We start from the raw sequence: 24,498 nt of genomic DNA on the forward strand, positions 1-24,498 counted from the left end.
AAATGAGCGCCATCATTCGCAAGATCGTCACGGTGGTCGAGGAAACCCATCTGGAGATGGGAAAGACAATCGCGCCGCCGACACGGCGCGCCGCGGCGATTGCCGTGATCGAAAATCCCTTTGCCGGAAAATATGTCGAAGACCTTTCGCCTTTGATCGCAATCGGCGAGGAACTCGGCGAATTGCTGTCGAAGCGGGCGGTGGCCGCCCTCGGGATCGATGGCGCCAAGGCACAAAGCTACGGCAAGGCCGCAGCGGTCGGCGAAAACGGCGAGCTTGAGCACGCGGCCGCGATCCTGCACCCGAAGATGGGCGCGCCGGTGCGCAAGGTGCTGAGCAAGGGCGCGGCGCTGATTCCGTCCTCGAAGAAGCGCGGCGGTCCGGGCACCACGCTGGATATTCCGCTCGGCCACAAGGACGCGGCCTTCGTGCGCAGCCATTTCGACGGCATGGAAGTGCAGATCAACGACGCCCCGCGCGCCAATGAGATCATGGTCGCTGTTGCCGTCACCGACAGCGGCAGGCCGCTGCCGCGGGTCGGCGGATTGACGGTTGCTGAAGTCAAGGGTGAAGACGGATTAAGATAATTTCTTCAACATTGGAGGGTGAGGGTATGCGACGGAGTTATTTGCTCGGAGCGGGATTGGCGATCGCAGTTGCAGGCATGGCGAATGCCGCCATGGCGCAGAGCGGAGAGATCAAGATCGGCGAGATCAACAGCTATTCGCTGCTGCCCGCCTTCACCGAACCCTACCGCAAGGGCTGGCAGCTCGCGGTCGAGGAAGTCAACGCCGCCGGCGGCATCAACGGCAAGAAGCTCGTGGTCGTCTCCAAGGACGACGGCGGCAAGCCGGCGGACGCCACCACCGCCGCCAACGAACTGGTGTCGAGCGAGAACGTCGCGATGCTGACCGGCACGTTCCTGTCCAACATCGGTCTCGCCGTCAGCGATTTTGCAAATCAGAAGAAGGTGTTTTTTCTCGCCGCAGAGCCGCTGACCGACGCCATCACCTGGTCAAAGGGCAACCGCTACACGTTCCGCCTGCGTCCTTCCAACTACATGCAGGCGGCGATGCTGGTGGAAGAAGCCGCCAAGCTGCCGGCCAAACGCTGGGCCACGATCGCGCCGAACTATGAATACGGCCAGTCGGCCGTCGCCGTGTTCAAGAAGCTGATGTCGGAAAAGCGTCCCGATATCGTCTGGGTCGACGAGCAGTGGCCGCCGCAGGGCAAGATCGACGCGGGCCCGGTGGTGCAGGCCGTGGCCGCCGCCAATCCCGAGGCGATCCTCAACGTCACCTTCGGTGCGGATCTCGTCAAACTCGTCCGCGAGGGTAACACCCGCGGCCTGTTCAAGGGGCGCTCGGTGGTGTCCTTCCTCACCGGCGAGCCGGAATATCTCGATCCGCTGAAGGACGAAACGCCTGAAGGATGGATCGTCACCGGTTACCCCTGGTACGACATCAAGACGCCTGATCACGACAAGTTCCTGAAAGCCTATCAGGCCAAGTTCAACGACTATCCGCGCCTCGGCTCGATCGTCGGCTACCAGACCATCAAGGCGGCTGCAGCGATCCTTGCCAAAGCCAACTCGACCGATCCGGAGAAGCTGATCGCCGCGGCCGAGGGCCTGTCGATGCCGTCACCGTTCGGCGAAATCACCTTCCGCAAGATCGATCACCAGTCGACGCTCGGTGCTTACGTTGGCAAGACCGCGCTGAAGGACGGCAAGGGCGTGATGGTGAACTCGGTCTATCGCAAGGGCACGGATTATCTCCCGAGCGATGCCGAAGTCGAAAAGCTTCGTCCGAAGGATTGAGGGCTGTGATCTTCTCCTTCTCCCCGCTCTTCGCGGGGAGAGGGCAGGGGTGAGGGGCTCTATCCGCAAGTACAGTGCTCGTTGTTAGACCTGTACCCCTCACCCGGATCGCAAGGGCGATCCGACCTCTTCCCGCAGGCGGGGAGAGATAAGCAAGAACGACCTGACCAACGCGCGAGCAACAGACCGCCCATGGCCTTCTACTTCGTTCAGTTCCTGACCGGTCTCGCCAGCGCGGCGTCGCTGTTTCTGGTCGCGTCGGGTCTGTCGATCATCTTCGGCGTGACGCGGATCGTGAATTTCGCCCATGGCGCGTTCTACATGCTCGGCGCCTATGTCGCGTTCACGTTGACCGAGCGTTTCTCCGGCGCGCTCGGCTTCTGGGGCGGCATCGTTGTGGCGGCGCTGGTCGTGGCCGTGGTCGGCGTGATCGTCGAAATGGTGCTGCTGCGGCGGATCTATCACGCGCCGGAGCTGTTCCAGCTGCTCGCGACTTTCGGCCTGACCCTGATGGTCGAGGACCTCGTGGTGCTGATCTGGGGGCCTGATGATCTCCTCGGCCGCCGCGCGCCGGGCTTCAAGGGCGCGGTCGATTTCTTCGGCCAGAACATTCCGACCTACGATTTGTTCCTGATCGCGATCAGTCCAATCGTGCTCGGCGGGCTCTGGCTGCTGTTCCAGCGTACCCGCTGGGGTGTGCTGGTGCGCGCGGCGACGCAGGACCGTGACATGGTCGCAGCGCTGGGCGTCAACCAAAAATGGCTGTTCACCAGCGTGTTCGCGCTCGGCGTCTTTCTCGCCGCGCTGGGCGGCGCGCTGCAGATTCCTCGCGACGCGGTGCATCACGCGCTCGATCTGCGGATCATCGTCGACGTGTTCGTCGTGGTTGTCATCGGCGGGCTCGGCAGCATCATCGGCGCGTTCGTGGCCGCGGTGCTGGTCTCGGAGCTCAACGCCTTCGGGATTTTGATATTCCCGAAGATTTCGATCATCCTGGTATTCCTGGTCATGGCGGTGGTGCTGATCGTTCGTCCCTGGGGCCTGTTCGGCAAGCCGGAAGCCGCCGCGCGTCGTACGCCGGGGCTATCAGTCAATCCCTGGCGGCCGCTGACGACAAACGAGCGCTGGCTGGCGATCGCCGGACTTGCGGTTGCGGCGATGCTGCCGCTATTCGCCGGCAATTATGCGCTCACCGTCGGTTCGGAAATCGCGATCTTCGTGATCTTTGCCGCCAGCCTGCATTTCCTGATGTCGGTCGGCGGGCTCGCCTCGTTCGGCCATGCCGCCTATTTCGGGCTTGGCGCCTACGGCGTCGCATTCCTTGCCAAGATGGCGGGGCTACCGATGATCGTGTCGCTGCTCGTCGGCCCGCTGCTCGGTCTGGTCGGTGCTGCCATCTTCGGCTTCTTCGCCGTGCAATTGTCCGGCGTCTATTTCGCGATGTTGACGCTGGCGTTCGCGCAGATCGTCTGGTCGATCGCGTTCCAGTGGGTCACGGTGACCGGCGGCGACAACGGCATTTTGGGCGTCTGGCCGGAGAAATGGGCGGCGGGTCCGGCGAGTTTTTACTGGCTGTCGCTGGGCATCGCCGCGATCGCGGTGGCCATATTGCGGGTGATCGTGTTCTCGCCGTTCGGTTTCGCGCTGCGCGCGACGCGGGATTCGCTGCTCCGCAGTGAGGCCATCGGCATCAACGGCAAACGCGTGCAATGGACCGCCTTTGTGATCGCAGGCACGGTCGCCGGATTTGCCGGCGCGTTGTTCGCGTACCTGAAAGGCAGCGTGTTCCCCGACAGCCTCGGCATTTCGCTGTCGGTCGATGCGCTGGTGATGGTGCTGCTCGGCGGCGTCGAGACTGTCTCCGGCGCCGTGGTCGGCGCCATCGTTTTCAAGGCGCTCAACATCTGGCTGGTGAGCCAGACCGATTTGTCCAAGCTTGTGCTCGGCGGCTTCGTCGTGCTGATCGTGGTGGCCTTCCCCAAAGGCATCGTTGGGGTGCTGGAGACGATCCGCAATCGCCGCAAGTCTTCAACGTCTGAATCATCGTCTAAGTCGTCCTTGGCCACTTCCCGGATCGAGACCGCCGAATGAGCATGGTCCCCACATTGCTGTCGGTCGAGAACCTGAGCAAATCCTATGGCGGGGTTCACGCCGTGCGCAGCGTTTCGTTTGCGCTGCGCGCCGGTGAAATCCTGGCGTTGATCGGGCCCAATGGCGCAGGCAAGAGCACCTGTTTCGACATGCTCAACGGCCAGAACATCCCCGACAGCGGCCGGATCAATCTGCTCGGCGAAGACACCGTCGGCAAAAAGCCGCGCCAGGTCTGGCGGCTCGGTGTCGGTCGCACTTTCCAGATCACCGCGACGTTCCCGACCATGACCGTGCGCGAGAACGTGCAGGTCGCGCTGGTGTCGTACGGGCGGCAATTATTCAATCTCTGGGGCTCGACGGCGCGTTACGCCCGCGAGGAAGCCGGCCGGTTGCTCGACCTCGTCGGCATGGGCGCCTATGCCGGGCGTCCCTGCGGCGAGCTTGCCTATGGCGACCTGAAGCGGCTCGAACTCGCAATCGCGCTCGCCAACCAGCCAAAGCTTCTGTTGATGGACGAGCCGACCGCGGGCATGGCGCCGCGCGAGCGCATCGAACTGATGCGGCTCACCGCGCAGATCGCCCGTGAAAAGTCGATCGGCGTGCTCTTCACCGAACACGACATGGACGTGGTGTTCGAGCATGCCGACCGCATTCTCGTGCTCAACCGCGGCAGCCTGATTGCCGAGGGCACGCCGGAGCAGGTCCGCGGCAACCCGCAGGTTCGCGCGATCTATCTCGGCGAGGGCCTGGTCTATGATTCGCGCCACCGCGAGGGAGCCGGCGCATGAAGCTCTCGGTTCAGGACCTCAACAGCTATTATGGCCCGGCGCATATCCTGTTCGATATCGCGCTTGAGGTTGGCGAAGGCGAGGTCGTCGCGCTGCTCGGCCGCAACGGCGCCGGCAAGTCCACCACCTTCCGTTCCATCGTCGGTCTCGTCCAGCAGCGCTCCGGCCGTATCCTGTTCGAAGGCAGGGACGTCTCCACCGAACCGACGCATGCGATCGTGCGCGGTGGGCTCGGCTACGTGCCGGAAGAGCGGCGCATCTTCACGGATCTGACGGTCGAGGAAAATCTCGAAGTCGGCCGCCAGCCCAAGCGTCCCAATGCGCCGCATTGGACCCGCGAAAAGCTATTCACGCTGTTTCCGAACCTTGGCGAGATGCGCGGGCGTCCTGGCGGGCGTATGAGCGGCGGCGAACAGCAGATGCTGACGATCGCGCGGACGCTGATGGGCAATCCATCCCTCGTGCTGCTCGACGAACCATCGGAAGGCCTGTCGCCGAAGATCGTGGAGCAGATGGTCGACGCCATCTTGGCCATGAAGAAGGAGGGCGTCAGCATCCTCGTCTCCGAACAGAATTTGCATTTCGCCCGGCTGATCTGCGACCGCGCCTACATCATCGAGCGCGGCAAGATCTGCTACGGCGGCACGATGGCTGAACTCGACGCGCGTCCGGACATCCGCGACGCGCATCTGTCGCTGTGACCGGCGGCGGCAAACAAGAAGAGAGAGTGCAGATGGGCAGGAGTGTTTCGGCGAAACGGAGCGTCAAGCCTGCGCGGCCGTCCTACATTCTGGACGAGCAGGTCGGCTTCATCCTGCGCCAGGTCTGGCAACGCCATTCGACGATTTTCGCCCGCGAGATCGGCATCAATCTGACCCCGACGCAATGGGCAGCTGTTTCGAAGCTGGCCGAGACCGGTCCGTGCTCGCAAAATCTCCTGGGCCGGCTGACCGCGATGGACGTTGCCACCATCAAGGGCGTGATCGACCGCCTTACGGCGCGCGGCCTGACCGAGACCAGCCCGGATCCGGAGGACGGCCGCCGCCTGCTGGTGAGTCTCACGCGGGCGGGGCAACAGCTCGCCGAAAAGGCCGCGCCCAATGCGCTCGCGATCACCCGGGAAACCCTGGCGCCGCTCGACGCCAAGGAGCGCGAGACGCTGATCGCGCTGCTGGACAAGCTGCGCTGACGCGGAGGCGTGCCTTAGTCAGAATCGCAGTGACGCCGCAGCGTTCGCGCTACGCCGCAAGGCTGAGCACCAGTGCAACCGCTCCGACCAGGATGAGGCTGACGGCCCATGACGTATCCAGATTGAACCAGCTCCGCGATACGAATTTGAGGCCGAGATAACGGTACACCAGCCACGCCAGGCATCCGCCGGCGGCAATCATCGCGATGGCGTGGACGACGGCGACCAGCCCGGCCATACCGAGATTGGCGTTGATGAGGCTCAAAGCTGCCTCGTGGCCCTTGTCGAGGTCGGCCTCGCGGCAGAGCCCGAGATAGATCGGCACCAGCATCAACCCCGCGCCGTGCGCGATTGCCACGGCAAAGGACCACAGACCCAGTTGCGTCGGCCGTATCCGCGCCAACGCTCTTGGATGGCGCCGATCGACAAGGCGAAAGATACCGAACCCGATGACAAGGAGGCTGGCGCCGATCTGGATCTGGCGCTGCCATTCGACGAGGTTGACCAGCAGCGCGAAGGGTAGGAGCACCAGCAGCATCGCGAGCAGATGGCCGGCTGTCAGCGGCACCAGCGCGGCGCCGAGCGCACGCGTCGTCCTTTCCATTAATCCGGCGGATACGGCGAGCGGCCATCCCATTCCCGGATTTACTCCGTGGTAGAGGCCGCTCGCGATGACAGCCAGCCAGAGCCAAGCCGGTGTCCAATCCACCGTGCTCACATTCAAGCCGACGGGTAGCAGAATGAATCGGTCGAACAGTCTCCACCATCGAGCCTGATCTGATGCGCGCGGTATCCGTCGGGGAAGCTCACGCAAAAGTCCTTTGCCAGTTCGAGGCCGCCTTTCGGGCTTGCATTGGCCATCACCTCGACGCCCGGAATTCCGCTGGGATAAAATTGGTCGTCCCAGGTCGAGTAGAGCGAGTTGGTCCAGTAGACGCGTTTGCCGTCGCGGCTGATCTCGACCATCTGGGGGCCGCCGGCATACGCCTTGCCATTCGGATGAGGCGTGCGGCGTGCGATGCCGCCGAGGTGGACCGATCCGGCAAGCTTGGGCTTTCTGGGATCGCTGACATCGTATTGACGCATCTCGCCAGTGCCCCAGCAAGCGACGTAAAGAAATCTGTCATCCATCGACAGGTCGATGTCAGTCACCAGCGGCGGCACGGCGCCAAAGCCCTGCAGCAGCGGCGGCAATTGCTCCTTCGATGCAGGCTCGGGCGGGATCGTCGCCGTTTTCTCGATGTGAAACTTGCCGCCCTCGCGCCACCAGGTCCAGATCGAACCTTCCAGATTCGTGGTGTCGACCACGACGCCGACGAAGCCGTACTCTTTGATGGGATCATGCGCGGGACGCACTTCCAGCGCCATTTGATGGTTGGCGCCGAGATCGATGGTCTGGACGTTTCGCCGGGCCCGCAGGTCCCAGAAGTGGATTCGATGGCCGTATTTGTTCGAGAGCAGATCCTCCGGCACGATTCCGTTCTCGAACTGCGGCGGCAGCGCCCACTCGCTGCTCACCATGTAGTCGCGGGGCAGGTTCCACCAGAAATCATAGTGCTTCTCTTGAGGACCGCGATCGATTTCCCAGCGTCCGAGCACTTCGAATGTCTCGCAATCCATGATGAAGATGCCGGGCGGTCCATCGGTGCCGTCCTTGCCGCCGCCGCCGAGCGTAGAAACGTAAATGCCATCCGGCCCGCAATGGATCGTGTGCGGCCGCGAGTATCCGGTCTTTTTGAAGACCTCTTCGGGCTCGATGATTTTGTGAATCTTCGCCTGGGTCGGATCTGGTTTGGTATCGACGATGTAGATCCGGGAGGACCGCATACCGGGGATGATGAGATAGCGGCGCTCGAGAAAGGCGTGTCCGGTGAGCGGCGACAAGGCTGATGAGCAGGCGTTCCATCCGAAATGGTGAAACTCGTCGCCCTTGTTGGGCATCGTCACGGTGTGGACGACCTGACCGAAACGCGGAGAGCCGGGCTTGACGTCGATCACGGCAAGCGCGTCGGGCTTTGAAAAGTCCGGGCTGAGCAGCAATGTGTAGACGAAGTTCTCAGGCGGAGCTTCCATCGCAAGCTTCGGCGACGCGTGAAACGTGGGGTCTGGTCTCATCGTCATCGGACTGCCTCCCTGTTTGCCTTGGTCAGTACCAACATGGCTCAGCGGCATGCAGCAGAACTAACCCGGCTCGTTGAGTCCTCTTGACTGTGCCGCCGGCGGGGTTCGCTTGTAGTGATCATACACCTCAATGCTATCAGGTGAAAGAAACGATCCGGGCTCCGATCCCGCGGCGACCGGGAAGCCGCACGGCCCGCGCCCGCCATCTCGAGACAAATGCCGGCGTCGCTCAACGCCAGGGAGCGCGAGATGCTGACGGATTTGTTGAACGAGATGCGGTGATTGCGGGTAGGGCGGGAATTTCACATAGTTGCGTCGGGTTGGATCCGGACACGGGGCGGGAAGCGCAATGAGCGACTGGTTGCACAATCTGCCTGTGCCAGTGATGGCGCTTTCCATCTTTGCCTTCACCTATCTGCTCGCCATCATGATCTTCGCAGCGGTTGCGGCACTCGCGACGGGAGAACGCGCAAAATCATTCCAGGCGATTTCGCCGGGCATGCTGCCGGTGCTGGGCATCATCTTCGGCCTGTTCGTCGCCTTCACCGCCGCCCAGGTCTGGAGCGACAATGATCGCGCCAGTACCGCGGTGAGCCGTGAAGCGAGCGCGCTGCGGGCCATCGTGCTGCTCGCCGCCGGCCTGCCGCCCGAACAGGAGGGCCGGGTGCGCGATCTCGTTCGCGGCTATATCGAGCAAACCGCCAAGGTTGAATGGCCGATGATGGCGGGGCAGACAGCCTCGCTGAGGCCAGCTCCTCCCGCGCTCACCGAGGCGCTGCAACTCGTTGTCTCGATGTCGCCGCAGGGCGCGGGCCAGCAGACCGCACAGCGCGAGATCATCAGCGCATTGGGAACAGCGCTGGATGCGCGCCGGCAGCGGATCATCATCAGCCAGGCCGAAGTCAATCCGGTTAAATGGTGGAGCCTGTATTTGCAGGCGATTTGCGAGCTCTTCGTGATCGCGCTCGTTCACTGCGGTAACCGGCTGGCATCGGGGATTGCGATGGCGCTGTTCGCGACCGGGGTCGCCGCCTCGGTGCTGCTAATCGCTGCGCACGACCGGCCATTCACCGGTCAAATTTCGGTCGGACCGGAGCCGCTTCTGCAGATCATGCCGGATGCGTCGACGGGCCGGTGAGCGCTGTATTCTGCGAGCGGGAGATCAAACGAGGCCCGGAGTGCCTAGGAGTCCGGGCCTCGTGATCAAACAACCCCTGGACATCGGTGTGATGACCGAAGTCCATCCCCCAGCTGTTCGCGAACGTTTTATAGGCAATGTCGCTTAAGGTGACTAACCCGGAGAACTACGGGGGGCGTCGGTTCAATCGCCACAAGTGTGGGCACGCTTGCGCTTGCGTCAATCGGGAACACCGGCGCGGCGTAGCCCTTCGTAATAATGCTCGAACTTCTCGCGCCTGCTGATCGGATAGCGGCGAATGTGCCGGCTTATTGAGAATTGCGGATCGAGCCCGAGCAGCGTTTCCGCGGCCATCTTCGCTTCTGCGTCTCTGCCAGTCGAGGCTGCGCTCGAAGCAAGAGCGGCCCAACCGGGCACATAGTTCGGATTGTGCTGCACGGCTCGATGGGCCCAGTCATGTGCCGCTTCGAGGTTTCCACCGACATGGTTTGCCACCGCCAACGCCTGAAAGATCGCGTAACCACGGGAATCCCGCGGGCTGAGGCGTCTCGCATGGTTGAGGTGCTTGATGGCAAGTTCGGTATCGTCAGCCCGTGTTCTGACAATGCCGCTTTGCAGGTAGGCGTGCGCGTGGTTTGGGTTTACGGACAGCGCCTCGTCGATATAGGCGATACCTTTCGCAAGGTCATGAGCGAACCAGGCAAAGCAATGACCGGCAGTGCCGAGCATGACCGGATCGAGGCGGTCAGCGCGAAGACCACGTTCGACGAGATCGAGAACCTCGGCACGTTCTCTGGCCTCGTCAACAGTCCAACCTTGCGTATACGTCTGTATGTAAGTGCGTGCCGCCAGCGCGTAGGCCGGAGTAAACGTCGGATCAAGTGTGATCGCCTGGAGGCAGTTGCTCAACATGGCCTGAACCGCGCCACGCGTGAATGCATCGGTCAGCGCCAGGGCGCGCAGATAGTAGTCGTAGGCGCCCAAATTCTCGGGCCGCTTTCGCCGCGTGCGCTCGATTTCAGCAAGCTGGATTGTGGGTTCCAGAATGCCCACCACCGCCTCGGTGATCCGGTCCTGCAAATCGAACAGGTCTTCCGCTTCGCCATCGTACTTTTCGCCCCACACATAGTTGCCGGTGGCCGTATCGACGAGCTGCGCAGTGAACCGGACTCGGCTACTGACTCGCCTGACGCTCCCCTCCAATACATACCGTACGCCAAGCTCGCGCCCGACCTGGCGGACATCCACAGCACGACCCTTGTACGTGAAGCTTGAGTTACGAGCGATTACGAACAGCCAGCGGTGCCGCGAAAGCCCCGTCAATATGTCCTCGGCCATGCCGTCAGCGAAGTATTCCTGCTCCGGGTCGCCGCTCATGTTCTGAAACGGCAGTACCGCGATGGACGGTTTGTCGGGAAGCGCAAGGGCGGCCTTCGACGGTTCTACCGGGATGTCGGCAATTGCCCCGCCTGCGGGCGGCTGCGTTTCCAGCACGGGACCAACAAAACGGAAGCCCTTGCGCGGCAGGGTCTTGATGAGGCGTTGTTCATGCCCGGTATCGCCGATCAGGCCGCGGGCGATATTAAGGCGGGTCGTCAGTGCTGCATCGGATACGATACGCCCGTTCCAAATGGCGCTGATGAGGTCATCCTTGCTGACCACGCGCTCCCTGTTGCGGATCAGGTAATCGAGCAGGTCGAATACCTGCGGCGCGATGGCGACGACGTCCGCCCCGCGCCATAGCTCGCGCCGGTCGGTGTCAAATGCGAACTCCCCGAAAAGATAGCGCAAACTGCCATTCCCTTGGGACAGCTCCCATCGTCAATCGGGAGCTCCGGCACCGCTAGAGCGCAAAGAGTAAGCCGCTGGTGAGGTAAATGTAAGTCCAATGTTAAGCGGGGCGTGCCCCGCCTTGGCATCCTCTTCTGGGGCAGTACCTGCCCGGGAGAACCACAATGAGCATGACCCATAGTGCAGGCGGATTGGGACATACGGCCGACTCTACGTCGCGCATCTTCAGCGCCCTCAGGAGTTGTTGGGGTGCGTTTCAAGAATGGCGTCAACGCGGACGCTCGCAGGATGAATTGTGCAGCCTGAGCGATCGGGCGCTAATGGATATCGGCATGACGCGCGGTGAGATCGAATACGTCGTCTCGAGTAGGTCCTTTGACGGCGAGGAGCGCGCTCCGCCGCTTCGATGTGATCGCCATGTCCCAAAGGTGCCTCAATCGAAAGTCGGCACGCTCACTCAATCACCTCGTCGGCGCGCGTGAGGACGGCCGGAGGCAGCTCGATGCCCAGTTCTTTTGCGACGCGGAGATTGATCCGGAGATAGAACTTGGTAGGTCGTTCGAAAGGCAGGTCGCCTGGCTTCGCGCCTTTCAGAACGCGATCAAGCTGCGAGATCAATTGACGGTTAGCATCGGAGAAGTCCGGCCCGAACGACATAAAGCCGCCGTTAGCGACCCAGTCGGGCGAAGGAAAGATTGCAGGTTTGTTGCTCGCGCCGACCAGCTTGATGACCTCTGCCATGTGAGCACTGATCAAGGCGTCTGGGACAAACACGAGGGCGTCAAATCTGGTAAGGACTTCTGGGCCTAAAGCCTTCGCAAGATTAGCGGGGTCATCGATGTTGATGGACTCGACCGTAAAACCGAGCTTACGGCCGGTCTCCAGGACAGGTGCCAGGCTCTGTGCACCGCTGCTTAGCTTTGTCGTCACCGTCCCGAGGCGGAGGGCGCGCGGGACAACCTCCCGCATCAGTTCGACGCGCTTTTCTGTGGTTTCCTCGGAAAAAACCGCGATACCGGTTACGTTGCGGCCGGGACGCGCGAGGCTATCCGCCAATCCCGACCCGACCGGGTCAACAGCGGTGAGCGCGACAATCGGAATTGTTTGAGTTGCCTTGTAAGCAGCCAGCGCGGCTGGCGTGCTTATCGCGAGAATGACGTCGATGCCGCCCTCTCGTACTAACTCTTGCGCCAGCCGAGGGAGCGCATCAACATTCCCCGCCGCGTCCCGAAACTCAAGACGAATATTACGTCCTTCGACGTAGCCGAGCTCCCTCAAAATCCTGCGGGTTCCTTCCGCCTGCGACGCAACGTGGACCGGGGCGAGACTTATGACGCGCGGCATTCTTGCCGGCTGTTGTGCTCTTGCCGTAAACGGCCACATCACCGCTCCGCCCAGAAGAGTTATGAACTGGCGTCGCCGCATGTGACCTCGCTGGTCGCTCTCCGCGCTATCGCCGAACTATAGCAGGCTTAGGCTGTCTGGCGAACGGCATGTGACCACCAACTCGGCGATAGCCACGTCGGCCATCCAAGTGCCGACAGGTGAGATGTCCGGTTTGGGTCAAACTGATAAGTCTGAGTGTGCAACTGGAGTCCGCTTTGCCCTCAGCAAGGGGCAACTTCAGCCAGACCTTTCAGGTCCGAAAAAAGCGCCAATACCCGACATCATCAGCAGGTCAGGACAGGGAAGGTGGGACCGCGGGGGCGGTGCACCACGGATTATCTCCCACGCCGCGGAGCCCCTGCGTGCTATCGTTCTGAGTATCGAAAATATCGGCCTTAGCCCGGGACGGAGTTGCCATGAACCGGCGCGCTTCCTCGACGTTCTCGGCGGCTCGGTCATCGCGTGGTGGCTCGGCTTCCCTGATGCGAATGGGCAGGAATTGAGAAAGGTCTATCGAGTGGGCTTTCTAACATTGTCTCAACTCAAATAGGATATTGTGGACATGTCGACGCTCACCCCGCATGGCGCGTGCCTGCTGTGGAAGCCGGAATTGATCTGGCTGAATGCCGTTTCCGACGCCATGCTCGCCGGCGCCTTCTTTGCTACCGCGTTCGTCCTCGGGTTTTTCGTGTGGCGACGCCGCGATGTTATGTTCCGCGGCGTATTCTGGACATTCGCCATCTTCGCCGCATTCTGCGGGGTGACCCGTCTGCTGTCGATCCTCACTTTGTGGGTGCCGGCCTACGGCATCGAGGCCGTTACCAAAGGCGTCCTGGCGCTGATATCGGTCGCGATCACGGCGGCACTGCTGCTGATGCTGCCGCGAATCCTGGTGCTGCCGACACGCAGGCAGCTTCAGCAGGCCAATGCGGCACTTGAGGAAGAAATCCGACAACGGCGCAAGGCCGAGGCCATGGTCAAACGTTTTCAGGAGATAGAGGCGAGCGAAGCCCAGGTCCGGCAAGCGCAGAAGATGGAAGCCATCGGCCAACTCACCGGTGGTGTCGCGCACGACTTCAACAACATTCTGACCGTGATCACCGGCACCATCGAAATCCTCGGCGAGGCGGTCAAGGATCGCCCGCATCTCGGCCAGATCACCGATATGATCAGCGCCGCCGCAGCGAGGGGGGCCGACCTGACGCGGCATCTGCTGGCCTTCGCCCGTCGACAACCGCTGCAGCCGCGCAACACTGACGTCAACGTCCTGGTCATCGATGCAGTACGGTTGCTACGACCGACCCTCAGCGAGCAGATCGAAATCGAATCGATGCTGGTGCACTATTCCGCGCCGGCCCTGATTGATCCCAGCCAGCTCTCGACTGCGATCCTGAACCTTGCACTGAATGCGCGTGACGCCATGCCGAACGGCGGCAAGCTGACGCTCGAAACCAAGAACGTCGTGCTCGACGAGAACTACGCCAGCATGAACAGCGAGGTTAATCCGGGCAACTACGTCATGATCGCGGTGAGCGATACAGGGGAGGGAATTCCCGGCAGCCTGCTCGACAAGGTGTTTGAACCGTTCTTCACCACCAAGGAGGTCGGGAAGGGATCGGGGCTCGGTCTCAGCATGGTCTACGGCTTCGTCAAACAGTCGAACGGACACATCAAGATCTACAGCGAAGAGGGCCACGGCACCACCGTGAAGCTCTACCTTCCGCAGGCGGCGGGTCTCCCGGACGCGCTGGCCGCCGAGACCGGCAACTCGGGGGGCGAACACGGCGACGAATCCATCCTGATTGTCGAGGACGACGCGTTGGTGCGCGAATACGTCGTGGCGCAGATCAGCCGTTTCGGGTACCACACACAGGCCGCGGGCAATGCCGCCGAGGCGCTGGCAATCATTGATCGTTCCGAACGCATCGATCTGCTGTTCACCGACGTGATAATCCCCGGGGGATTGAACGGTCGTCAGCTCGCGACCGAGGCGCTGAAACGCCGTCCGGGACTAAAGGTGCTTTACACGTCCGGTTATACCGAGAACGCCATCGTCCACCATGGCCGGCTCGATGCCGGCGTGCTGCTACTGCCGAAGCCTTACCTCAGTTCCGATCTCGCGCGGATGATTCGGACCGCGCTGGCATCGTGAATTCCTTGGGATGGGGAGGCGCTCCCTTGATCTAGGGAGTGGCGTCGCGCGGCCAGCGCCGGACCGGCATTCGCCGATGAGGTTGGCCGGCTTTGGATCCATCACATCGTTCTGACCGTCGACCGGAGAGGCCCGGTCTGCCCCTATGAGCGGACTTCTCAGGAAGGGCGGGTATAGCCACGGCCGGATGTCATGGCTCTGTGGCACAAGGCGTGCAGTGTATGCAGTGCTGGGAATTTTAGTGTCCCAGTTCAGGAATAAGCGCCGCCGGGCGATCCATTTCGATCCCGGCGGCGTGTCTTTTTGATACCTGGCGCCGGCCAGGCCGCCAGCCACGGCCGTCGACCGCGCGAGATGGATGATCATCTCTGCGTTCGTAGCTTGCTGCCGTTTAATGATGGGATATCTGAGGCTGCCGTTCCTTCGCTTCGTAGTATTCGGCCGAGAACTGAATTGACCATCGCGAGAAGAACGAACGCAACTTCTGGGTGGGCTTTTCCACGCCGAACCGTTCGGCGACATGCACCCCGCGCAGCCACCTTATCGCCGATGTGAGGCCGGCGGTGCGTTCGAGCCTCTCGACCGCCGCGTCGCCGGCGGTCTCTGCCTGCCGATAGCGAAAACCGATCTTTTTGATCACATACAGGCGCCTGATGGTTTCATAGCTCTTGAATACGCGCCGCACGAACGGATGTTTCCGGGCCTGTGGCCAGGCTGCCGGGTACACCGGCAGCACCAACAGCTTGCTCTTGGCGATGACCGTTGCGAGCGGATGCAGGAGTTGCATCCAGGCTGGCCAAGACGTGACCTTGGCAAACAATACCGCGTGCATCGCCGTTGCAGCCCCGAAGGAGATCGGGAGCCAAAGCACCGCGCCCAGGATCACGAGCAATGCGGTGTTCGGCGTCAGGTGCCGGCATTTTCGGAACACCCATGCCATGCCGCTTTCAAAGGCGCGGTACACAGCATGTTCGAACGCCCGATAACTGATCTTGCGCCGGAGCCACGACCAGTTCCGGCGGATCGACGTACCCCACTGTCGACGTTTCGTCTCGGAAAGGGGCAGGAAGCGCAATGCGCCGTTTATGACAGTAACGATGACATTGCCGAGAACCCTGACAGCGAAGAGCGGAAGCCAGACCACCTGCATTGCCAACGGGAAGGCGTAGTCGAGCAGGCGCATCAAGATCGAAAGAATGAAACGCAGGATTTTGTTGGCGGCGAGCGCGACAGAAACAAGCGGGATGATGATCACATCGTCGAGGGCACCGGAGAAGCGGCTATCCTCGTTCCATGCCGGGTTATGATCATGGGTCACGGTGCAACGGCTCCGGGCCGAAGACAGGGGATCGTGCCCGCTCAGATTAGCACACTGTGAGGGCCAGCGGGTGGCCTCAGATGGGGTTGTTGGAGCGATGGCGCGAGATCGGATTACCGCATGGCGCGTTCAGGTGCATCGGGGATTGCCGGCATCAAGGAAACCGTTCGAACTGAACGAGGTGCAGAGGCAGCGCCGCAACGATGTCGCGGTGGGCGGGCTAGCCCGTATTCCTGACCGCGTCAGCTAGCATGGCGTAAAGCTCGCGCTTGCTGAATTTCTTGGGCTGCCTCGCTACTGTCTTCCGCACCACATCCTTCGCCACCGGTCGGGCACAGTCGGCTAACAACACCGACCTTCGCTTCGGGACCGCCCTTATATTGGGTTTTGCTGTTGGCGGCTTGTGACCGCGTTTCAGGCCCAAACGAGTTAGCCTGCCGCAGACCGCGTTTCGGCTACATCCGAAACGGCGCGCGATCTGCGCGGCGCTCTGTCCGACGGCCCAGAGTTCTTTGAGCAGCGCTATGTCTTTCGCATCCCAACTCATGCGAGGCACTATACGCCAACTGCCAATTGCAGGCTATTCTAGTCTTCGTCGGGCTCGCGCACGACCGGTGGTTGGTCGCCGTTGCCTTCTTCGTCCTCTTCGTCTTCTTCGTCTTCCTCATCTTCATCAGGAACTCGGGGCGGCACCTCGTTGCCCTTGATCACGAAGGGACTCCAGTCGATCAACCTGGTGAAAAATTCCTCCGGGATGTGTCGCTTCATGTTGATGCTCCTCGGATGTGGACCCTAGGGGATTTTACCCCTTCTGTTCAGATTCCGCATGAGGGTTAGCGCCGCACAGGGTTTGCGGGAACGGACATTCATTTCGAGTTGCATTAGCGCCCACGGTCGGCCTGACGAAGCCGCACCGGGCGCGCCTATAGCCGGCGGCCTCTTGTTGGCTTCGTCATGTCAACTTCAGAGTAAGCTCGCGGAACGCTCTCAGATCAACCCTATGAGGATGAACGCAGCGATCTCGATCAGGGTAGCGGTCCCCAGGGTTGCGACGACAAGAAAGGCGTCGGCTGGCGATAAATCATGCATTGCGAGCCTCGCAGTCTTGCGAAGCCCCGAGACCCATGAACTAAATTCACGTAATCAAAAAAGGTTGCAGTTCCGAAGGCGCCACCAAACATAACTGGCCCGGAACGCCCGGACGCTATCTGCGTTTTATTGGATAGAGGATGGAATTCCCTCGCCGTCGGGGACAGTCCCAACAGAGGCCATGTGGTGTAACGCCCGCATGGCCCGTGTTTGTTGTTGGGTATTGCGCTGCGTAGTAACGTATTGCGCTGTATTACGGTGACAGTGCACCAATTCGGCGTTGGCGCCCGATCAATGGTCTTCCGGCCAACCGTCGATTGAGTGCACCTGTCGCCGCAATCCCGGCGCGCTCATTCCCTGCGGTCATGCTGCGCGCTGCCGACGGCATGATCCGATGGGAATATGCTTTCGTAGATCGCGCGGGCTTCCCGGATTAAACGGGCTCGCTCGAGTTCGGATTTCGGAACAAAACGGATGACTTCGCCCACGGGGGTCTCCAGGGTTGGAACAACATTCCACCAACAGTTGGTTCGGATATTCATGGTTGTAAGATCCACTCCGATCACAAGAACTTATTTCTCGACGGATATTGCGCTGTGAAAACCCCATCTCTTATCGGGGGCCGCTGGGGGAAAACTATGTGTGCAGGTTCCTTTCCGATGTAGGCGGCGCGAGGCCGAAGGCCCCCGGGGGGGGGGCCGATGGGTTCCGGTCACCGTGTTCTTACGGGCCGTAATTGGCAAACGGCTTGCGATGGGTGTGTCAGCTGTTCGGCATCCATGCACAAGATGTGCCGAACCAGGCCATTGGGAGCACGCAAATGAACATACAAGCTCGTTTTGAGACAGCGCGCGAAAGTGCAGTGCGAGAGGTCGCAGCAATAGGTAAGATGTTGGCTGATCTTGTTCGCACCGTTCAACTGATCGAACTTGAAATCGCAGCCCAAGAAGAGCGCAGCCGGGTCTCCGACCGATCCGACGTCAAATATCCGATACTGGCGAGGACGCTGATCGAGCGGCGCGACAATCTCAAGGTGACCATTGCCGCCCTTGAACAGCGTCACAGCGAGCGAGCGCTGCGCGAGCAGATGGCACCCGCGGCTTAACGGCGCGAAAAGCCGTGTCCGCTTACCGGGGCAAAGCAGACGTCCCGCCGCAAGGCCGCGACTTCCGTTTTTAACCCGGCACGGACATTTCAGTCTCAAGGACGTGATCGCGGCTGCCGAGACTAACCAAAAGCCTCAGCGGAAGCCCTAGCGGACCAGCTGGCTTACCGAGCCTGCCACCTGCATCGTCTGGTGCATCGCGGCAGCGAGCATGTCGTCAATGGGAAGGATCGTAAGCCACGATCGCTCGCTCTCGTGGAAACTCTGCGGGCGCGAAACCGTATCGAGCATGACGACGCGGAGCCCAGCGCCACGGAACCGCTGTATAGCATCGCCATTGAAAAGACCGTGCGTGCACCGGACTTCGACGTCGAGTGCGCCTTCATCCTGAAGGCGTTGCGCGGCGCCGAGGATCGAGCCGCCCGTATCGATGATGTCATCGAACATGATGACCCGGCGGCCCTTCACCGGTTCGCCAATGACGTCGAGCGGACGCGTCGCTCCGTTATCACGCTCCTTATCAACGATCGCGATCTGGTAGCGCGAACCGATCGCTTTACGGATCCGGCGAGCATATTTCGATGCGCCTAGATCCGGCGCCGCGATTACCGCATCTCCAAGATCTTCGCCGCGTTCCTGCTTGAGATGTCGGATGTGATCGACATAGCCCGGCAGGTTCGCGATCGGAAGCCGAACAAATCCCGTCTCCTGCGCAGCGTGCATGTGATAGGTGATGATCGTACGGATCCTGGGAGAGCTTTCCTCGATGAGTCGCAATACGACGGCTGCGGATATCGACGCGCGGTCGTCCGGCTCTCGGCGATCCTGGCGCAAATACGGGATGTTCGGGAAGACGCAGGTGATCGAAGCGACATCAGAACGTGTGAGGGCGTCGGCCGAGAGGAGATACCTCATGAGCGCGATGTTAGGATCCTCAGCCAGTAGGTCATGCAGGAAGTAGACATGCTTGCCTCTCACGGATTGTGGCACGTCTGGCAGGATTTCTCCTGTGGCAAACGTGTTGTACTTCATTTTGCTATACGAAACCTGAACCCCTTTTTCGTGCAGTCGCTTGATGATCCTCTTTGCGAAATCCTCCCGCCACGGGGAAAAGACCACCTCGAAGGGTTCCTTGTTACTGTGGAAATCGGGCATGTCGCTCATCGCAAATCCTCGGGCGTCAGGAGCGACAGATGGCGGAAAAAACTCAAGCTGACAAGTTCCGCCGTTGATCTTAGCGCGGGGCTATGCCGTGATCGAGTAACGGCGCTTCGATCCGCACACCTTGCTGCGGATGCTCAGGGCCGCTTGTGGCACAAAGCCGACATTGCCGCGACGTCGAGCCACGTCCGCTTTCAGGGGTAACTCGGAAGCCATTTGCTCGCATTGAGTGCTTCTCTGTTTGACCCATCTCGAAAGCAGGCTCTAGCGTTTCGAGCGAAGTGGATACCGGTTCGCGTGAAGAAAACGCGTCAGAACAAGAGTCTGGAGCTTCGGTTTTGCTTCAATCAGAACCGATAAGGCTCTAGTCCAGCAGCGGCCCGATATGCTTTGATGCGTGGGGCTGGAACCGAAAAGCATGGTGGCCTCATGTACATAGTCATTCGAAAGTACACCAAGGTTCGCTCGGTTGCGGATGCTGCTCGCCGCGCCAAAAGCGGCGTCGGTCAGATGCTAAGGGAATCGCACGGATTCAGATCCTATTATGTACTGGATGGGGGCGACGGCGTCGGTGTCGCTGTAATGATATTCGAGGACCGCGAAAGCGCCAATGCGGCGAACGAGAAGGTACTGGAGTTTGTTCAAGCAAGCCTGCATGATCTAAATCTTGGAGACCCTGAAATCATCGCCGGGGAAGTTTTGGTGAATATAGAATCTGATGCGTAATTGGGTGTGCCATCGCACATCTGAGAATCCTTAATCACGATAGTGAGTATGGATTCTCAGATGTGCAATTTGACGAGGGCAGGTGGGGCGGCGGCCGGTCAATCGCGTCCGGGCCATTTGGCCCGATAGCGGATTTCGCTGCCGTCGGCGTTCGGTTGCCAGGGTCCGAGCTGAGCGGCGTGCGGCGCCTTGGCGGTCAGTCCGATGCGGTACACGCGGGCGGGCAGGCCCTTGATCTTGACCTCTAGTTGGCGATGGGCGGTACGAAAGGCGAGCTCGACGTCGCCTGCGATCACCGGCCGGTCGCCGTCGCGGCGGAACTGGTTGAATCTTGGCGCGCCCGGCATGCTGTTCTGATCGGTCTGCAACTCGATCGCGACGTCTGCCGCGGAAGCCGGCAACGCCGCGCCCGCGGGAAGGCGGACTTCGAATTGGAGAAGCGGGGTGGCGGCGTTCGGGTTGAGCCACGGCGTGGCTGTCGTGACCGCGTAGACGTAGTATGCCGTGCCGGCGGCGGCGCAGAGCAGGATCAGCGCGCCGAATGCCCTCAAGCTGTTGCCGGCTAGGCTGCCGGTGTTCTCGCCTCCGCGCATCCGCATCGCGAGCTTGGTACCGAGTACGAGGCCTGCGATCGCCCCGGCCGGCGCGAAGACGAACACCGCCAGCAGCGCGGAACCGATGGGGTCGGCGCGGTTTCCAGAACCGACGAGTTCGACGATCAGCAAGGTGGCGGCAAAGCCAACTGCCGCACCCGCCACCCCGCCGGCAATTTGCGGTAAATTCTTCAAATGTCCCTCGAATGCTCGGACGGCGCAGCAGGCTGCGGCGCAGGCCGTCCGCATTTGACGTGACCGGCCGGCAATTCGTTCATGGCTTTGGAGGCGAAATCACAAAATTTGGCCCGACCCGCCGGGCGCGATGGCGATCCAGCGATCAAGGGCCGATTTTCCAGAGTGTCCGGATTGTCTTCCGCCCTCACTCCGTGCCGCCGAACACGGGCGTTGCGAACGTATAGCTGGGGTTGAGCAGGATGGCGTCCGCATGTCCGGTCAGACTTGCATTCAAGCTGACATTCACGTTTGCGGGAAATCTGCCGACCTGGATCTGCCGGGCGGCAGTGACGGCGCCGGGAGCCGCAACCGAGGTGTGGTAATTATACCTCCGCCATCGCCCAGCCCGGCACGCCGGGCGCGGCCGCAAGACTGCCAAACTGCCCGGGCAACCAGAACGAATAACCGTTCTCGTCCGCGCTGACCTGCGCGGGCGAAAATGCGGCGATCCCGATCGCGAGGATCAGACCGGCCTGGATCCGGCGGGCGCGCATCTCTACTTTCCGGAAGATCAACCCGCAGACCTCAGCGCCTGCCGACGCGATTCACCGGACCACCACGGTTCATAGGCGTGCCCGGACGCACTCCGACACCTCGGGCACCGACACCGGGTGTCACCACGGCCCGTGCGACCGGCCGCGCCACCAATCGGACGCCGGGCCTTACGACGCAGCCCGCCGGATAAGAGATGTACTGGCAGTACACGACGGCGCTGGCCTGTTCAGTGCTTGCGACCATGGACCCGGCGATCAGCAGCGCTGACAGCGAAATCGAGAGCTTCATTTTTGCCTCCTCCGTTCGGAAACGCTGAATGCGTTTCGTTAAGCCGAGTGCTGGTTAGGAAGCCGCAGAGCTCCAGAGCGCCGCGGTTCTTGTCTGTCGTTTAGAAGACCTTACCGGCAGGTCGTGGCGATCCGGCCGTAGGCATCGGCGACTTGCGTGCATGCGTCGCTGTTCTGAGCGCTCGCAGCGGGAATGAAGGAAATGCTAATCATGAGAAATGCCCCGATGAAAACGCTGCGCCGGGATATCGCTTGTATCACTTTCTCATCGCGCTTTCTGCCGTTGAATACGTCAATATCAATGTCCTTCCTTTTTCTCGACAGTAGCCGGCACCCTACGTCTCTGTTGCAAAGACTTCGGACGCAGCCGAATGATCATCTGGGCGGGCAAAGCTTGTCGCAGATCGAGACGGCATTTTTGATATTGTCCTGGACACTGCAGAGCTCATTGAGTCCTCGCACCGCCGCGCAAGTGTTGCGAGGGCCGTTCTTGATCTTCGGCATGGACGGCTCGACGATCCGCCAGGCATTACCGAACTTTGCATCGCAGTTGCCGCAAAAGAACGAACGCTTCATTTAAGCTGCGTGGAGGCTTTCGGCCGTCCGCCAGCAGCGCTGCTCGCCGAACTTCGTCTCCATGCAGCGCGCCGCGCTTTATCGCGTCCCGGACAGCAGACAAACGTCACGGCTGTGGCCGCGCTTTATGGCTTCACGCATTTCGGGCGGTTCGCGGAAATCTATCGGCGCCAATTCGCAGAGCTGCCGTCCGCGACCTTATCCAGGGCGCGAGGCGCCTGACCGCGGCGCTAACGTCGCTTTGGTCACTACACGGACTCTACGTTGCCGCGGCGCGTGCGTCTAATGCCCGACGATCTCCGGCAGCCGTGTCGCCGGCGGCGTGTTGCGGCTGCGCTGGGTACGGACGATGCCGTCGATGATGGTCATGCCGATGCCGGGCAGGTCGCCGAGCTGCACGCTGTGCAGAAGGTTCTTTCCCGGTGAATGCTGTGCCATGTCCATGATGACGAAGTCGGCGGAGCGGCCGACCTCGATCAGGCCGCAGTCGAGCGCGCGCATGCGGGCGGTGTTGCCGGTGGCGAGGCAGAAGGCGATTTCGGCCGGCAGTTCGCCGAGCGAGGACAATAGCGACACCATGCGCAAAATGCCGAGCGGCTGCACGCCGGAGCCGGCCGGCGCGTCGGTGCCGAGGATGACGCGGTGCAGGTCGCCCATCTCACGCGCGGTGCGCAGCGTGAACAGCGCCGAGCGTTCATTGCCGTTGTGAACCAGCTCCAGCCCGCGCTTGCAGCCCTCGCAGATGCAGCGGATCTGGTCGTCGGGCAGGGCGGTGTGGCCGCCATTGATGTGACCGACCACATCGGTGTCGGCTTCCAGCACCACGTCCTTGTCGATCAGGCCGGAGCCTGGGATCGAAGGCCCGCCGGTGTGGATCGTGCTCTGGATGCCGTATTTGCGCGCCCAGCCCACCATCTTGCGCGCAGTCGGGCCGTCCTTGACGCCGCCGAGACCGACTTCGCCGAGCAGCTTGACGCCGGCCGCGGCGAGCTCCTTGAAATCGTCCTCGACCATCTCGCTTTCGATCACGGGCGCGCCGGCATGGATCTTCACGCCGCCGGGCCGCAGATTCCAGAACGCGCGCTGCGCGAAGATCGCCATCGCCTTGACGCCGACGACGTCGCGGGGACGGCCCGGCATATGCACTTCGCCGGCTGAAATCATCGTGGTGACGCCGCCATGCAGATAGCTGTCGATCCAGCCCATCTGGTTCTGCCGCGGCGTCCAGTCGCCGGCGACGGGATGGACGTGGCTGTCGATCAGCCCGGGGGCGACCGTGGTGCCGTTGGCATTAACGACGGTCGTGGCGCCCTCGGTGTCGACGTCCTTGAGGCGGCCGATCGCGGTGATTTTGCCGTTCTCGGCCACGATCGTATCGGCGTCCAGGATCGGCTTTTCCAGCATCCCCGACAGCAGCAGCCCGATATTGCGGATCACCAGCTTGCTCGGGCCGCTTGCCTGGGGTGCGTCGTGCGCCATCGGATTTTCCTTGTTGTTCAATGCCTTCAGGGCGTTGCCGGCCATCTTGCCCGCGGCTTGACGGCGGGATCAAGAAGGATTATTCATTCGTACACGAATGATCGTATACGAATGATTTTGCCGACACAATCTGCCTCCAATCGGATCGAAAGATGAGCAATTTCAATCAGGAAAGCGTTCTCAGCGTCCATCACTGGACCGACACGCTGTTCTCCTTCACCACGACGCGCGATCCCTCGTTCCGTTTTCGCAACGGCGAGTTCACCATGATCGGGCTGAAGGTCGGCGAGAAGCCGCTGCTGCGCGCCTACAGCGTCGCCAGCGCCAATTATGAGGACCGGCTCGAATTCTTCTCGATCAAGGTGCCGGACGGGCCGCTGACCTCGCGCCTCCAGCATCTCAAGGAAGGCGACGAGATCATCGTCAGCCGCAAGGCCACCGGGACGCTGGTGATCGACAATCTGCAGGACGGCCGCAATCTCTATTTGATCGGCACCGGCACGGGCCTCGCGCCGTTTCTGAGCGTGATCAAGGATCCCGAAACCTATGAGCGCTTCGAGAAGGTGGTGCTGCTGCACGGCTGCCGCCGCGTCGCCGAACTCGCCTATGGTGAGATGATCACCAAGGAACTGCCGAACGACGAACTGATCGGCGAACTCGTGCGCAACCAGTTGATCTATTATCCGACGGTGACCCGCGATCCCTTCCACAACCGCGGCCGCATCACCGACCTGATCAATTCCGGCAAGCTGTTCGCGGATATCGGGCTTGCCCCGCTCGAAGCCGCGCATGACCGCGTCATGATCTGCGGCAGCCCGGCGCTGGTCGCCGACACCCGCACACTGCTGGGCGGCAAGGGCTTTGTCGAAGGCAATCACGGCGAGGCGGCGCAGTTCGTGGTCGAGAAAGCGTTCGCGGAGCGGTAACCGAGGACTGCGAGACCGGGCCCATCCTTTC

27 protein-coding genes are annotated in these 24,498 nt (G+C 61.5%); 14 read left to right on the forward strand and 13 right to left on the reverse strand.

Annotated features, from left to right (window positions below):
- The first annotated feature begins 2 nt into the window (after positions 1 to 2).
- The 6 genes from JQ600_RS03030 to JQ600_RS03055 all read left to right on the forward strand — a co-directional run bounded on the left by JQ600_RS03030 (position 3) and on the right by JQ600_RS03055 (position 5,887).
- Positions 3 to 587 carry an amino acid synthesis family protein gene (locus JQ600_RS03030; protein WP_212389076.1) on the forward strand — a complete coding sequence of 195 codons (585 nt, stop codon included), beginning with the start codon at positions 3 to 5 and terminating at the stop codon, positions 585 to 587.
- A gap of 26 nt (positions 588 to 613) precedes the next feature.
- Entirely contained in the window at positions 614 to 1,819 is a 1,206-nt protein-coding gene (locus JQ600_RS03035; protein ID WP_212389077.1) for an ABC transporter substrate-binding protein, read from the forward strand.
- A gap of 192 nt (positions 1,820 to 2,011) precedes the next feature.
- Positions 2,012 to 3,910: an ABC transporter permease gene (locus tag JQ600_RS03040; RefSeq protein ID WP_212389078.1), complete on the forward strand. Its 1,899-nt coding sequence runs from the start codon at positions 2,012 to 2,014 to the stop codon at positions 3,908 to 3,910.
- Positions 3,907 to 4,698 carry an ABC transporter ATP-binding protein gene (locus JQ600_RS03045; protein ID WP_212265102.1) on the forward strand — a complete coding sequence of 264 codons (792 nt, stop codon included), beginning with the start codon at positions 3,907 to 3,909 and terminating at the stop codon, positions 4,696 to 4,698. The genes JQ600_RS03040 and JQ600_RS03045 overlap by 4 nt, the downstream gene beginning before the upstream one ends.
- A complete protein-coding gene (locus JQ600_RS03050) occupies positions 4,695 to 5,399 on the forward strand; it encodes an ABC transporter ATP-binding protein (protein ID WP_192734877.1) in 705 nt (234 codons plus the stop codon). Before JQ600_RS03045 ends, JQ600_RS03050 begins: the two co-directional genes overlap by 4 nt.
- A gap of 32 nt (positions 5,400 to 5,431) precedes the next feature.
- The gene (locus JQ600_RS03055; RefSeq protein ID WP_212265101.1) at positions 5,432 to 5,887 is read left to right on the forward strand and encodes a MarR family winged helix-turn-helix transcriptional regulator; all 456 of its coding nucleotides are present in this window, start codon (positions 5,432 to 5,434) and stop codon (positions 5,885 to 5,887) included.
- A gap of 49 nt (positions 5,888 to 5,936) precedes the next feature.
- On the opposite strand, the gene JQ600_RS03060 is transcribed toward JQ600_RS03055, so the two are convergent.
- Entirely contained in the window at positions 5,937 to 6,524 is a 588-nt protein-coding gene (locus JQ600_RS03060; RefSeq protein WP_249133215.1) for a hypothetical protein, read from the reverse strand.
- Between the two features lie 83 nt (positions 6,525 to 6,607).
- Entirely contained in the window at positions 6,608 to 8,008 is a 1,401-nt protein-coding gene (locus JQ600_RS03065) for a selenium-binding protein SBP56-related protein (RefSeq protein WP_212389080.1), read from the reverse strand.
- A 349-nt stretch (positions 8,009 to 8,357) separates the two neighbouring features.
- Between JQ600_RS03065 and JQ600_RS03070 the strand changes: the two genes are divergently transcribed.
- Positions 8,358 to 9,146, forward strand: a complete 789-nt coding sequence (locus JQ600_RS03070; protein WP_212389081.1) for a DUF4239 domain-containing protein — start codon at positions 8,358 to 8,360, stop codon at positions 9,144 to 9,146.
- A gap of 219 nt (positions 9,147 to 9,365) precedes the next feature.
- Here JQ600_RS03070 and JQ600_RS03075 read toward each other — a convergent pair whose 3' ends face one another.
- Positions 9,366 to 10,937 (reverse strand): winged helix-turn-helix domain-containing tetratricopeptide repeat protein, encoded by a 1,572-nt coding sequence (locus tag JQ600_RS03075; RefSeq protein ID WP_212265097.1) that lies wholly within the window; start codon positions 10,935 to 10,937, stop codon positions 9,366 to 9,368.
- 170 nt (positions 10,938 to 11,107) lie between these two features.
- Here JQ600_RS03075 and JQ600_RS03080 point away from each other — a divergent pair, with 170 nt between their 5' ends.
- Positions 11,108 to 11,419, forward strand: coding sequence for a DUF1127 domain-containing protein (locus JQ600_RS03080; protein WP_212265162.1), 312 nt, complete (start codon positions 11,108 to 11,110; stop codon positions 11,417 to 11,419).
- Here JQ600_RS03080 and JQ600_RS03085 read toward each other — a convergent pair.
- The gene (locus JQ600_RS03085; protein WP_212489674.1) at positions 11,391 to 12,320 is read right to left on the reverse strand and encodes an ABC transporter substrate-binding protein; all 930 of its coding nucleotides are present in this window, start codon (positions 12,318 to 12,320) and stop codon (positions 11,391 to 11,393) included. The genes JQ600_RS03080 and JQ600_RS03085 overlap by 29 nt on opposite strands.
- Before the next feature lie 565 nt (positions 12,321 to 12,885).
- Here JQ600_RS03085 and JQ600_RS03090 point away from each other — a divergent pair.
- Complete coding sequence (locus JQ600_RS03090; protein ID WP_212389083.1) at positions 12,886 to 14,475, forward strand: ATP-binding protein; 1,590 nt, start codon at positions 12,886 to 12,888, stop codon at positions 14,473 to 14,475.
- A gap of 391 nt (positions 14,476 to 14,866) precedes the next feature.
- Here the strand turns inward: JQ600_RS03090 and JQ600_RS03095 are convergent, their stop codons facing one another.
- The 4 genes from JQ600_RS03095 to JQ600_RS03110 all read right to left on the reverse strand — a co-directional run bounded on the left by JQ600_RS03095 (position 14,867) and on the right by JQ600_RS03110 (position 17,370).
- Positions 14,867 to 15,793 carry a hypothetical protein gene (locus tag JQ600_RS03095; RefSeq protein WP_249135651.1) on the reverse strand — a complete coding sequence of 309 codons (927 nt, stop codon included), beginning with the start codon at positions 15,791 to 15,793 and terminating at the stop codon, positions 14,867 to 14,869.
- A 220-nt stretch (positions 15,794 to 16,013) separates the two neighbouring features.
- On the reverse strand, positions 16,014 to 16,340 hold the full coding sequence (locus tag JQ600_RS03100) for a GcrA family cell cycle regulator (protein WP_212265094.1): 327 nt from the start codon (positions 16,338 to 16,340) through the stop codon (positions 16,014 to 16,016).
- A 38-nt stretch (positions 16,341 to 16,378) separates the two neighbouring features.
- Complete coding sequence (locus tag JQ600_RS03105) at positions 16,379 to 16,561, reverse strand: hypothetical protein (protein WP_212265093.1); 183 nt, start codon at positions 16,559 to 16,561, stop codon at positions 16,379 to 16,381.
- Positions 16,562 to 17,232: 671 nt separating this feature from the next.
- The gene (locus tag JQ600_RS03110) at positions 17,233 to 17,370 is read right to left on the reverse strand and encodes a hypothetical protein (RefSeq protein WP_212265092.1); all 138 of its coding nucleotides are present in this window, start codon (positions 17,368 to 17,370) and stop codon (positions 17,233 to 17,235) included.
- Positions 17,371 to 17,618: 248 nt separating this feature from the next.
- On the opposite strand from JQ600_RS03110, the gene JQ600_RS03115 reads away from it, so the two are divergent.
- The gene (locus JQ600_RS03115) at positions 17,619 to 17,987 is read left to right on the forward strand and encodes a hypothetical protein (RefSeq protein WP_249133213.1); all 369 of its coding nucleotides are present in this window, start codon (positions 17,619 to 17,621) and stop codon (positions 17,985 to 17,987) included.
- A 147-nt stretch (positions 17,988 to 18,134) separates the two neighbouring features.
- On the opposite strand, the gene JQ600_RS03120 is transcribed toward JQ600_RS03115, so the two are convergent.
- The gene (locus JQ600_RS03120; RefSeq protein ID WP_212489675.1) at positions 18,135 to 19,151 is read right to left on the reverse strand and encodes a ribose-phosphate pyrophosphokinase; all 1,017 of its coding nucleotides are present in this window, start codon (positions 19,149 to 19,151) and stop codon (positions 18,135 to 18,137) included.
- Between the two features lie 426 nt (positions 19,152 to 19,577).
- Between JQ600_RS03120 and JQ600_RS03125 the strand changes: the two genes are divergently transcribed.
- Positions 19,578 to 19,874: a hypothetical protein gene (locus JQ600_RS03125; RefSeq protein ID WP_212265160.1), complete on the forward strand. Its 297-nt coding sequence runs from the start codon at positions 19,578 to 19,580 to the stop codon at positions 19,872 to 19,874.
- 98 nt (positions 19,875 to 19,972) lie between these two features.
- Here JQ600_RS03125 and JQ600_RS03130 read toward each other — a convergent pair whose 3' ends face one another.
- The 3 genes from JQ600_RS03130 to JQ600_RS03140 all read right to left on the reverse strand — a co-directional run bounded on the left by JQ600_RS03130 (position 19,973) and on the right by JQ600_RS03140 (position 21,487).
- Positions 19,973 to 20,599 carry a hypothetical protein gene (locus tag JQ600_RS03130; protein WP_249135652.1) on the reverse strand — a complete coding sequence of 209 codons (627 nt, stop codon included), beginning with the start codon at positions 20,597 to 20,599 and terminating at the stop codon, positions 19,973 to 19,975.
- A 428-nt stretch (positions 20,600 to 21,027) separates the two neighbouring features.
- Positions 21,028 to 21,198: a hypothetical protein gene (locus JQ600_RS03135; protein WP_212389086.1), complete on the reverse strand. Its 171-nt coding sequence runs from the start codon at positions 21,196 to 21,198 to the stop codon at positions 21,028 to 21,030.
- Positions 21,199 to 21,229: 31 nt separating this feature from the next.
- Positions 21,230 to 21,487, reverse strand: a complete 258-nt coding sequence (locus tag JQ600_RS03140; protein ID WP_212265088.1) for a hypothetical protein — start codon at positions 21,485 to 21,487, stop codon at positions 21,230 to 21,232.
- Positions 21,488 to 21,697: 210 nt separating this feature from the next.
- Here JQ600_RS03140 and JQ600_RS37170 point away from each other — a divergent pair, with 210 nt between their 5' ends.
- Both JQ600_RS37170 and JQ600_RS37510 read left to right on the forward strand, forming a co-directional pair.
- Positions 21,698 to 22,066 carry a hypothetical protein gene (locus JQ600_RS37170; RefSeq protein ID WP_283814725.1) on the forward strand — a complete coding sequence of 123 codons (369 nt, stop codon included), beginning with the start codon at positions 21,698 to 21,700 and terminating at the stop codon, positions 22,064 to 22,066.
- A 5-nt stretch (positions 22,067 to 22,071) separates the two neighbouring features.
- Positions 22,072 to 22,284 carry a helix-turn-helix domain-containing protein gene (locus JQ600_RS37510; RefSeq protein WP_409363302.1) on the forward strand — a complete coding sequence of 71 codons (213 nt, stop codon included), beginning with the start codon at positions 22,072 to 22,074 and terminating at the stop codon, positions 22,282 to 22,284.
- A 60-nt stretch (positions 22,285 to 22,344) separates the two neighbouring features.
- On the opposite strand, the gene JQ600_RS03150 is transcribed toward JQ600_RS37510, so the two are convergent.
- Positions 22,345 to 23,541: an amidohydrolase family protein gene (locus JQ600_RS03150; RefSeq protein ID WP_212389180.1), complete on the reverse strand. Its 1,197-nt coding sequence runs from the start codon at positions 23,539 to 23,541 to the stop codon at positions 22,345 to 22,347.
- Between the two features lie 152 nt (positions 23,542 to 23,693).
- Between JQ600_RS03150 and JQ600_RS03155 the strand changes: the two genes are divergently transcribed.
- On the forward strand, positions 23,694 to 24,467 hold the full coding sequence (locus JQ600_RS03155) for a ferredoxin--NADP reductase (protein ID WP_192734861.1): 774 nt from the start codon (positions 23,694 to 23,696) through the stop codon (positions 24,465 to 24,467).
- Positions 24,468 to 24,498: the final 31 nt, after the last annotated feature.

Origin of the sequence: Bradyrhizobium sp. AUGA SZCCT0176 (assembly GCF_018130145.1) — a bacterium.
Lineage (GTDB): Bacteria > Pseudomonadota > Alphaproteobacteria > Rhizobiales > Xanthobacteraceae > Bradyrhizobium.

What these genes read in the sequence shown, in the direction of transcription:
- JQ600_RS03030 (WP_212389076.1), top strand. Translation starts at nt 3, where the DNA reads ATGAGCGCCATCATTCGCAAGATCGTCACGGTGGTCGAGGAAACCCAT.
- JQ600_RS03035 (WP_212389077.1), top strand. Translation starts at nt 614, where the DNA reads ATGCGACGGAGTTATTTGCTCGGAGCGGGATTGGCGATCGCAGTTGCA.
- JQ600_RS03040 (WP_212389078.1), top strand. Translation starts at nt 2,012, where the DNA reads ATGGCCTTCTACTTCGTTCAGTTCCTGACCGGTCTCGCCAGCGCGGCG.
- JQ600_RS03045 (WP_212265102.1), top strand. Translation starts at nt 3,907, where the DNA reads ATGAGCATGGTCCCCACATTGCTGTCGGTCGAGAACCTGAGCAAATCC.
- JQ600_RS03050 (WP_192734877.1), top strand. Translation starts at nt 4,695, where the DNA reads ATGAAGCTCTCGGTTCAGGACCTCAACAGCTATTATGGCCCGGCGCAT.
- JQ600_RS03055 (WP_212265101.1), top strand. Translation starts at nt 5,432, where the DNA reads ATGGGCAGGAGTGTTTCGGCGAAACGGAGCGTCAAGCCTGCGCGGCCG.
- JQ600_RS03060 (WP_249133215.1), bottom strand. Translation starts at nt 6,524, where the DNA reads ATGGGATGGCCGCTCGCCGTATCCGCCGGATTAATGGAAAGGACGACG.
- JQ600_RS03065 (WP_212389080.1), bottom strand. Translation starts at nt 8,008, where the DNA reads ATGACGATGAGACCAGACCCCACGTTTCACGCGTCGCCGAAGCTTGCG.
- JQ600_RS03070 (WP_212389081.1), top strand. Translation starts at nt 8,358, where the DNA reads ATGAGCGACTGGTTGCACAATCTGCCTGTGCCAGTGATGGCGCTTTCC.
- JQ600_RS03080 (WP_212265162.1), top strand. Translation starts at nt 11,108, where the DNA reads ATGACCCATAGTGCAGGCGGATTGGGACATACGGCCGACTCTACGTCG.
- JQ600_RS03085 (WP_212489674.1), bottom strand. Translation starts at nt 12,320, where the DNA reads ATGTGGCCGTTTACGGCAAGAGCACAACAGCCGGCAAGAATGCCGCGC.
- JQ600_RS03090 (WP_212389083.1), top strand. Translation starts at nt 12,886, where the DNA reads ATGTCGACGCTCACCCCGCATGGCGCGTGCCTGCTGTGGAAGCCGGAA.
- JQ600_RS03100 (WP_212265094.1), bottom strand. Translation starts at nt 16,340, where the DNA reads ATGAGTTGGGATGCGAAAGACATAGCGCTGCTCAAAGAACTCTGGGCC.
- JQ600_RS03105 (WP_212265093.1), bottom strand. Translation starts at nt 16,561, where the DNA reads ATGAAGCGACACATCCCGGAGGAATTTTTCACCAGGTTGATCGACTGG.
- JQ600_RS03120 (WP_212489675.1), bottom strand. Translation starts at nt 19,151, where the DNA reads ATGAGCGACATGCCCGATTTCCACAGTAACAAGGAACCCTTCGAGGTG.
- JQ600_RS03125 (WP_212265160.1), top strand. Translation starts at nt 19,578, where the DNA reads ATGTACATAGTCATTCGAAAGTACACCAAGGTTCGCTCGGTTGCGGAT.
- JQ600_RS03135 (WP_212389086.1), bottom strand. Translation starts at nt 21,198, where the DNA reads ATGCGCGCCCGCCGGATCCAGGCCGGTCTGATCCTCGCGATCGGGATC.
- JQ600_RS03140 (WP_212265088.1), bottom strand. Translation starts at nt 21,487, where the DNA reads ATGAAGCTCTCGATTTCGCTGTCAGCGCTGCTGATCGCCGGGTCCATG.
- JQ600_RS37170 (WP_283814725.1), top strand. Translation starts at nt 21,698, where the DNA reads ATGAGAAATGCCCCGATGAAAACGCTGCGCCGGGATATCGCTTGTATC.
- JQ600_RS03150 (WP_212389180.1), bottom strand. Translation starts at nt 23,541, where the DNA reads ATGGCGCACGACGCACCCCAGGCAAGCGGCCCGAGCAAGCTGGTGATC.
- JQ600_RS03155 (WP_192734861.1), top strand. Translation starts at nt 23,694, where the DNA reads ATGAGCAATTTCAATCAGGAAAGCGTTCTCAGCGTCCATCACTGGACC.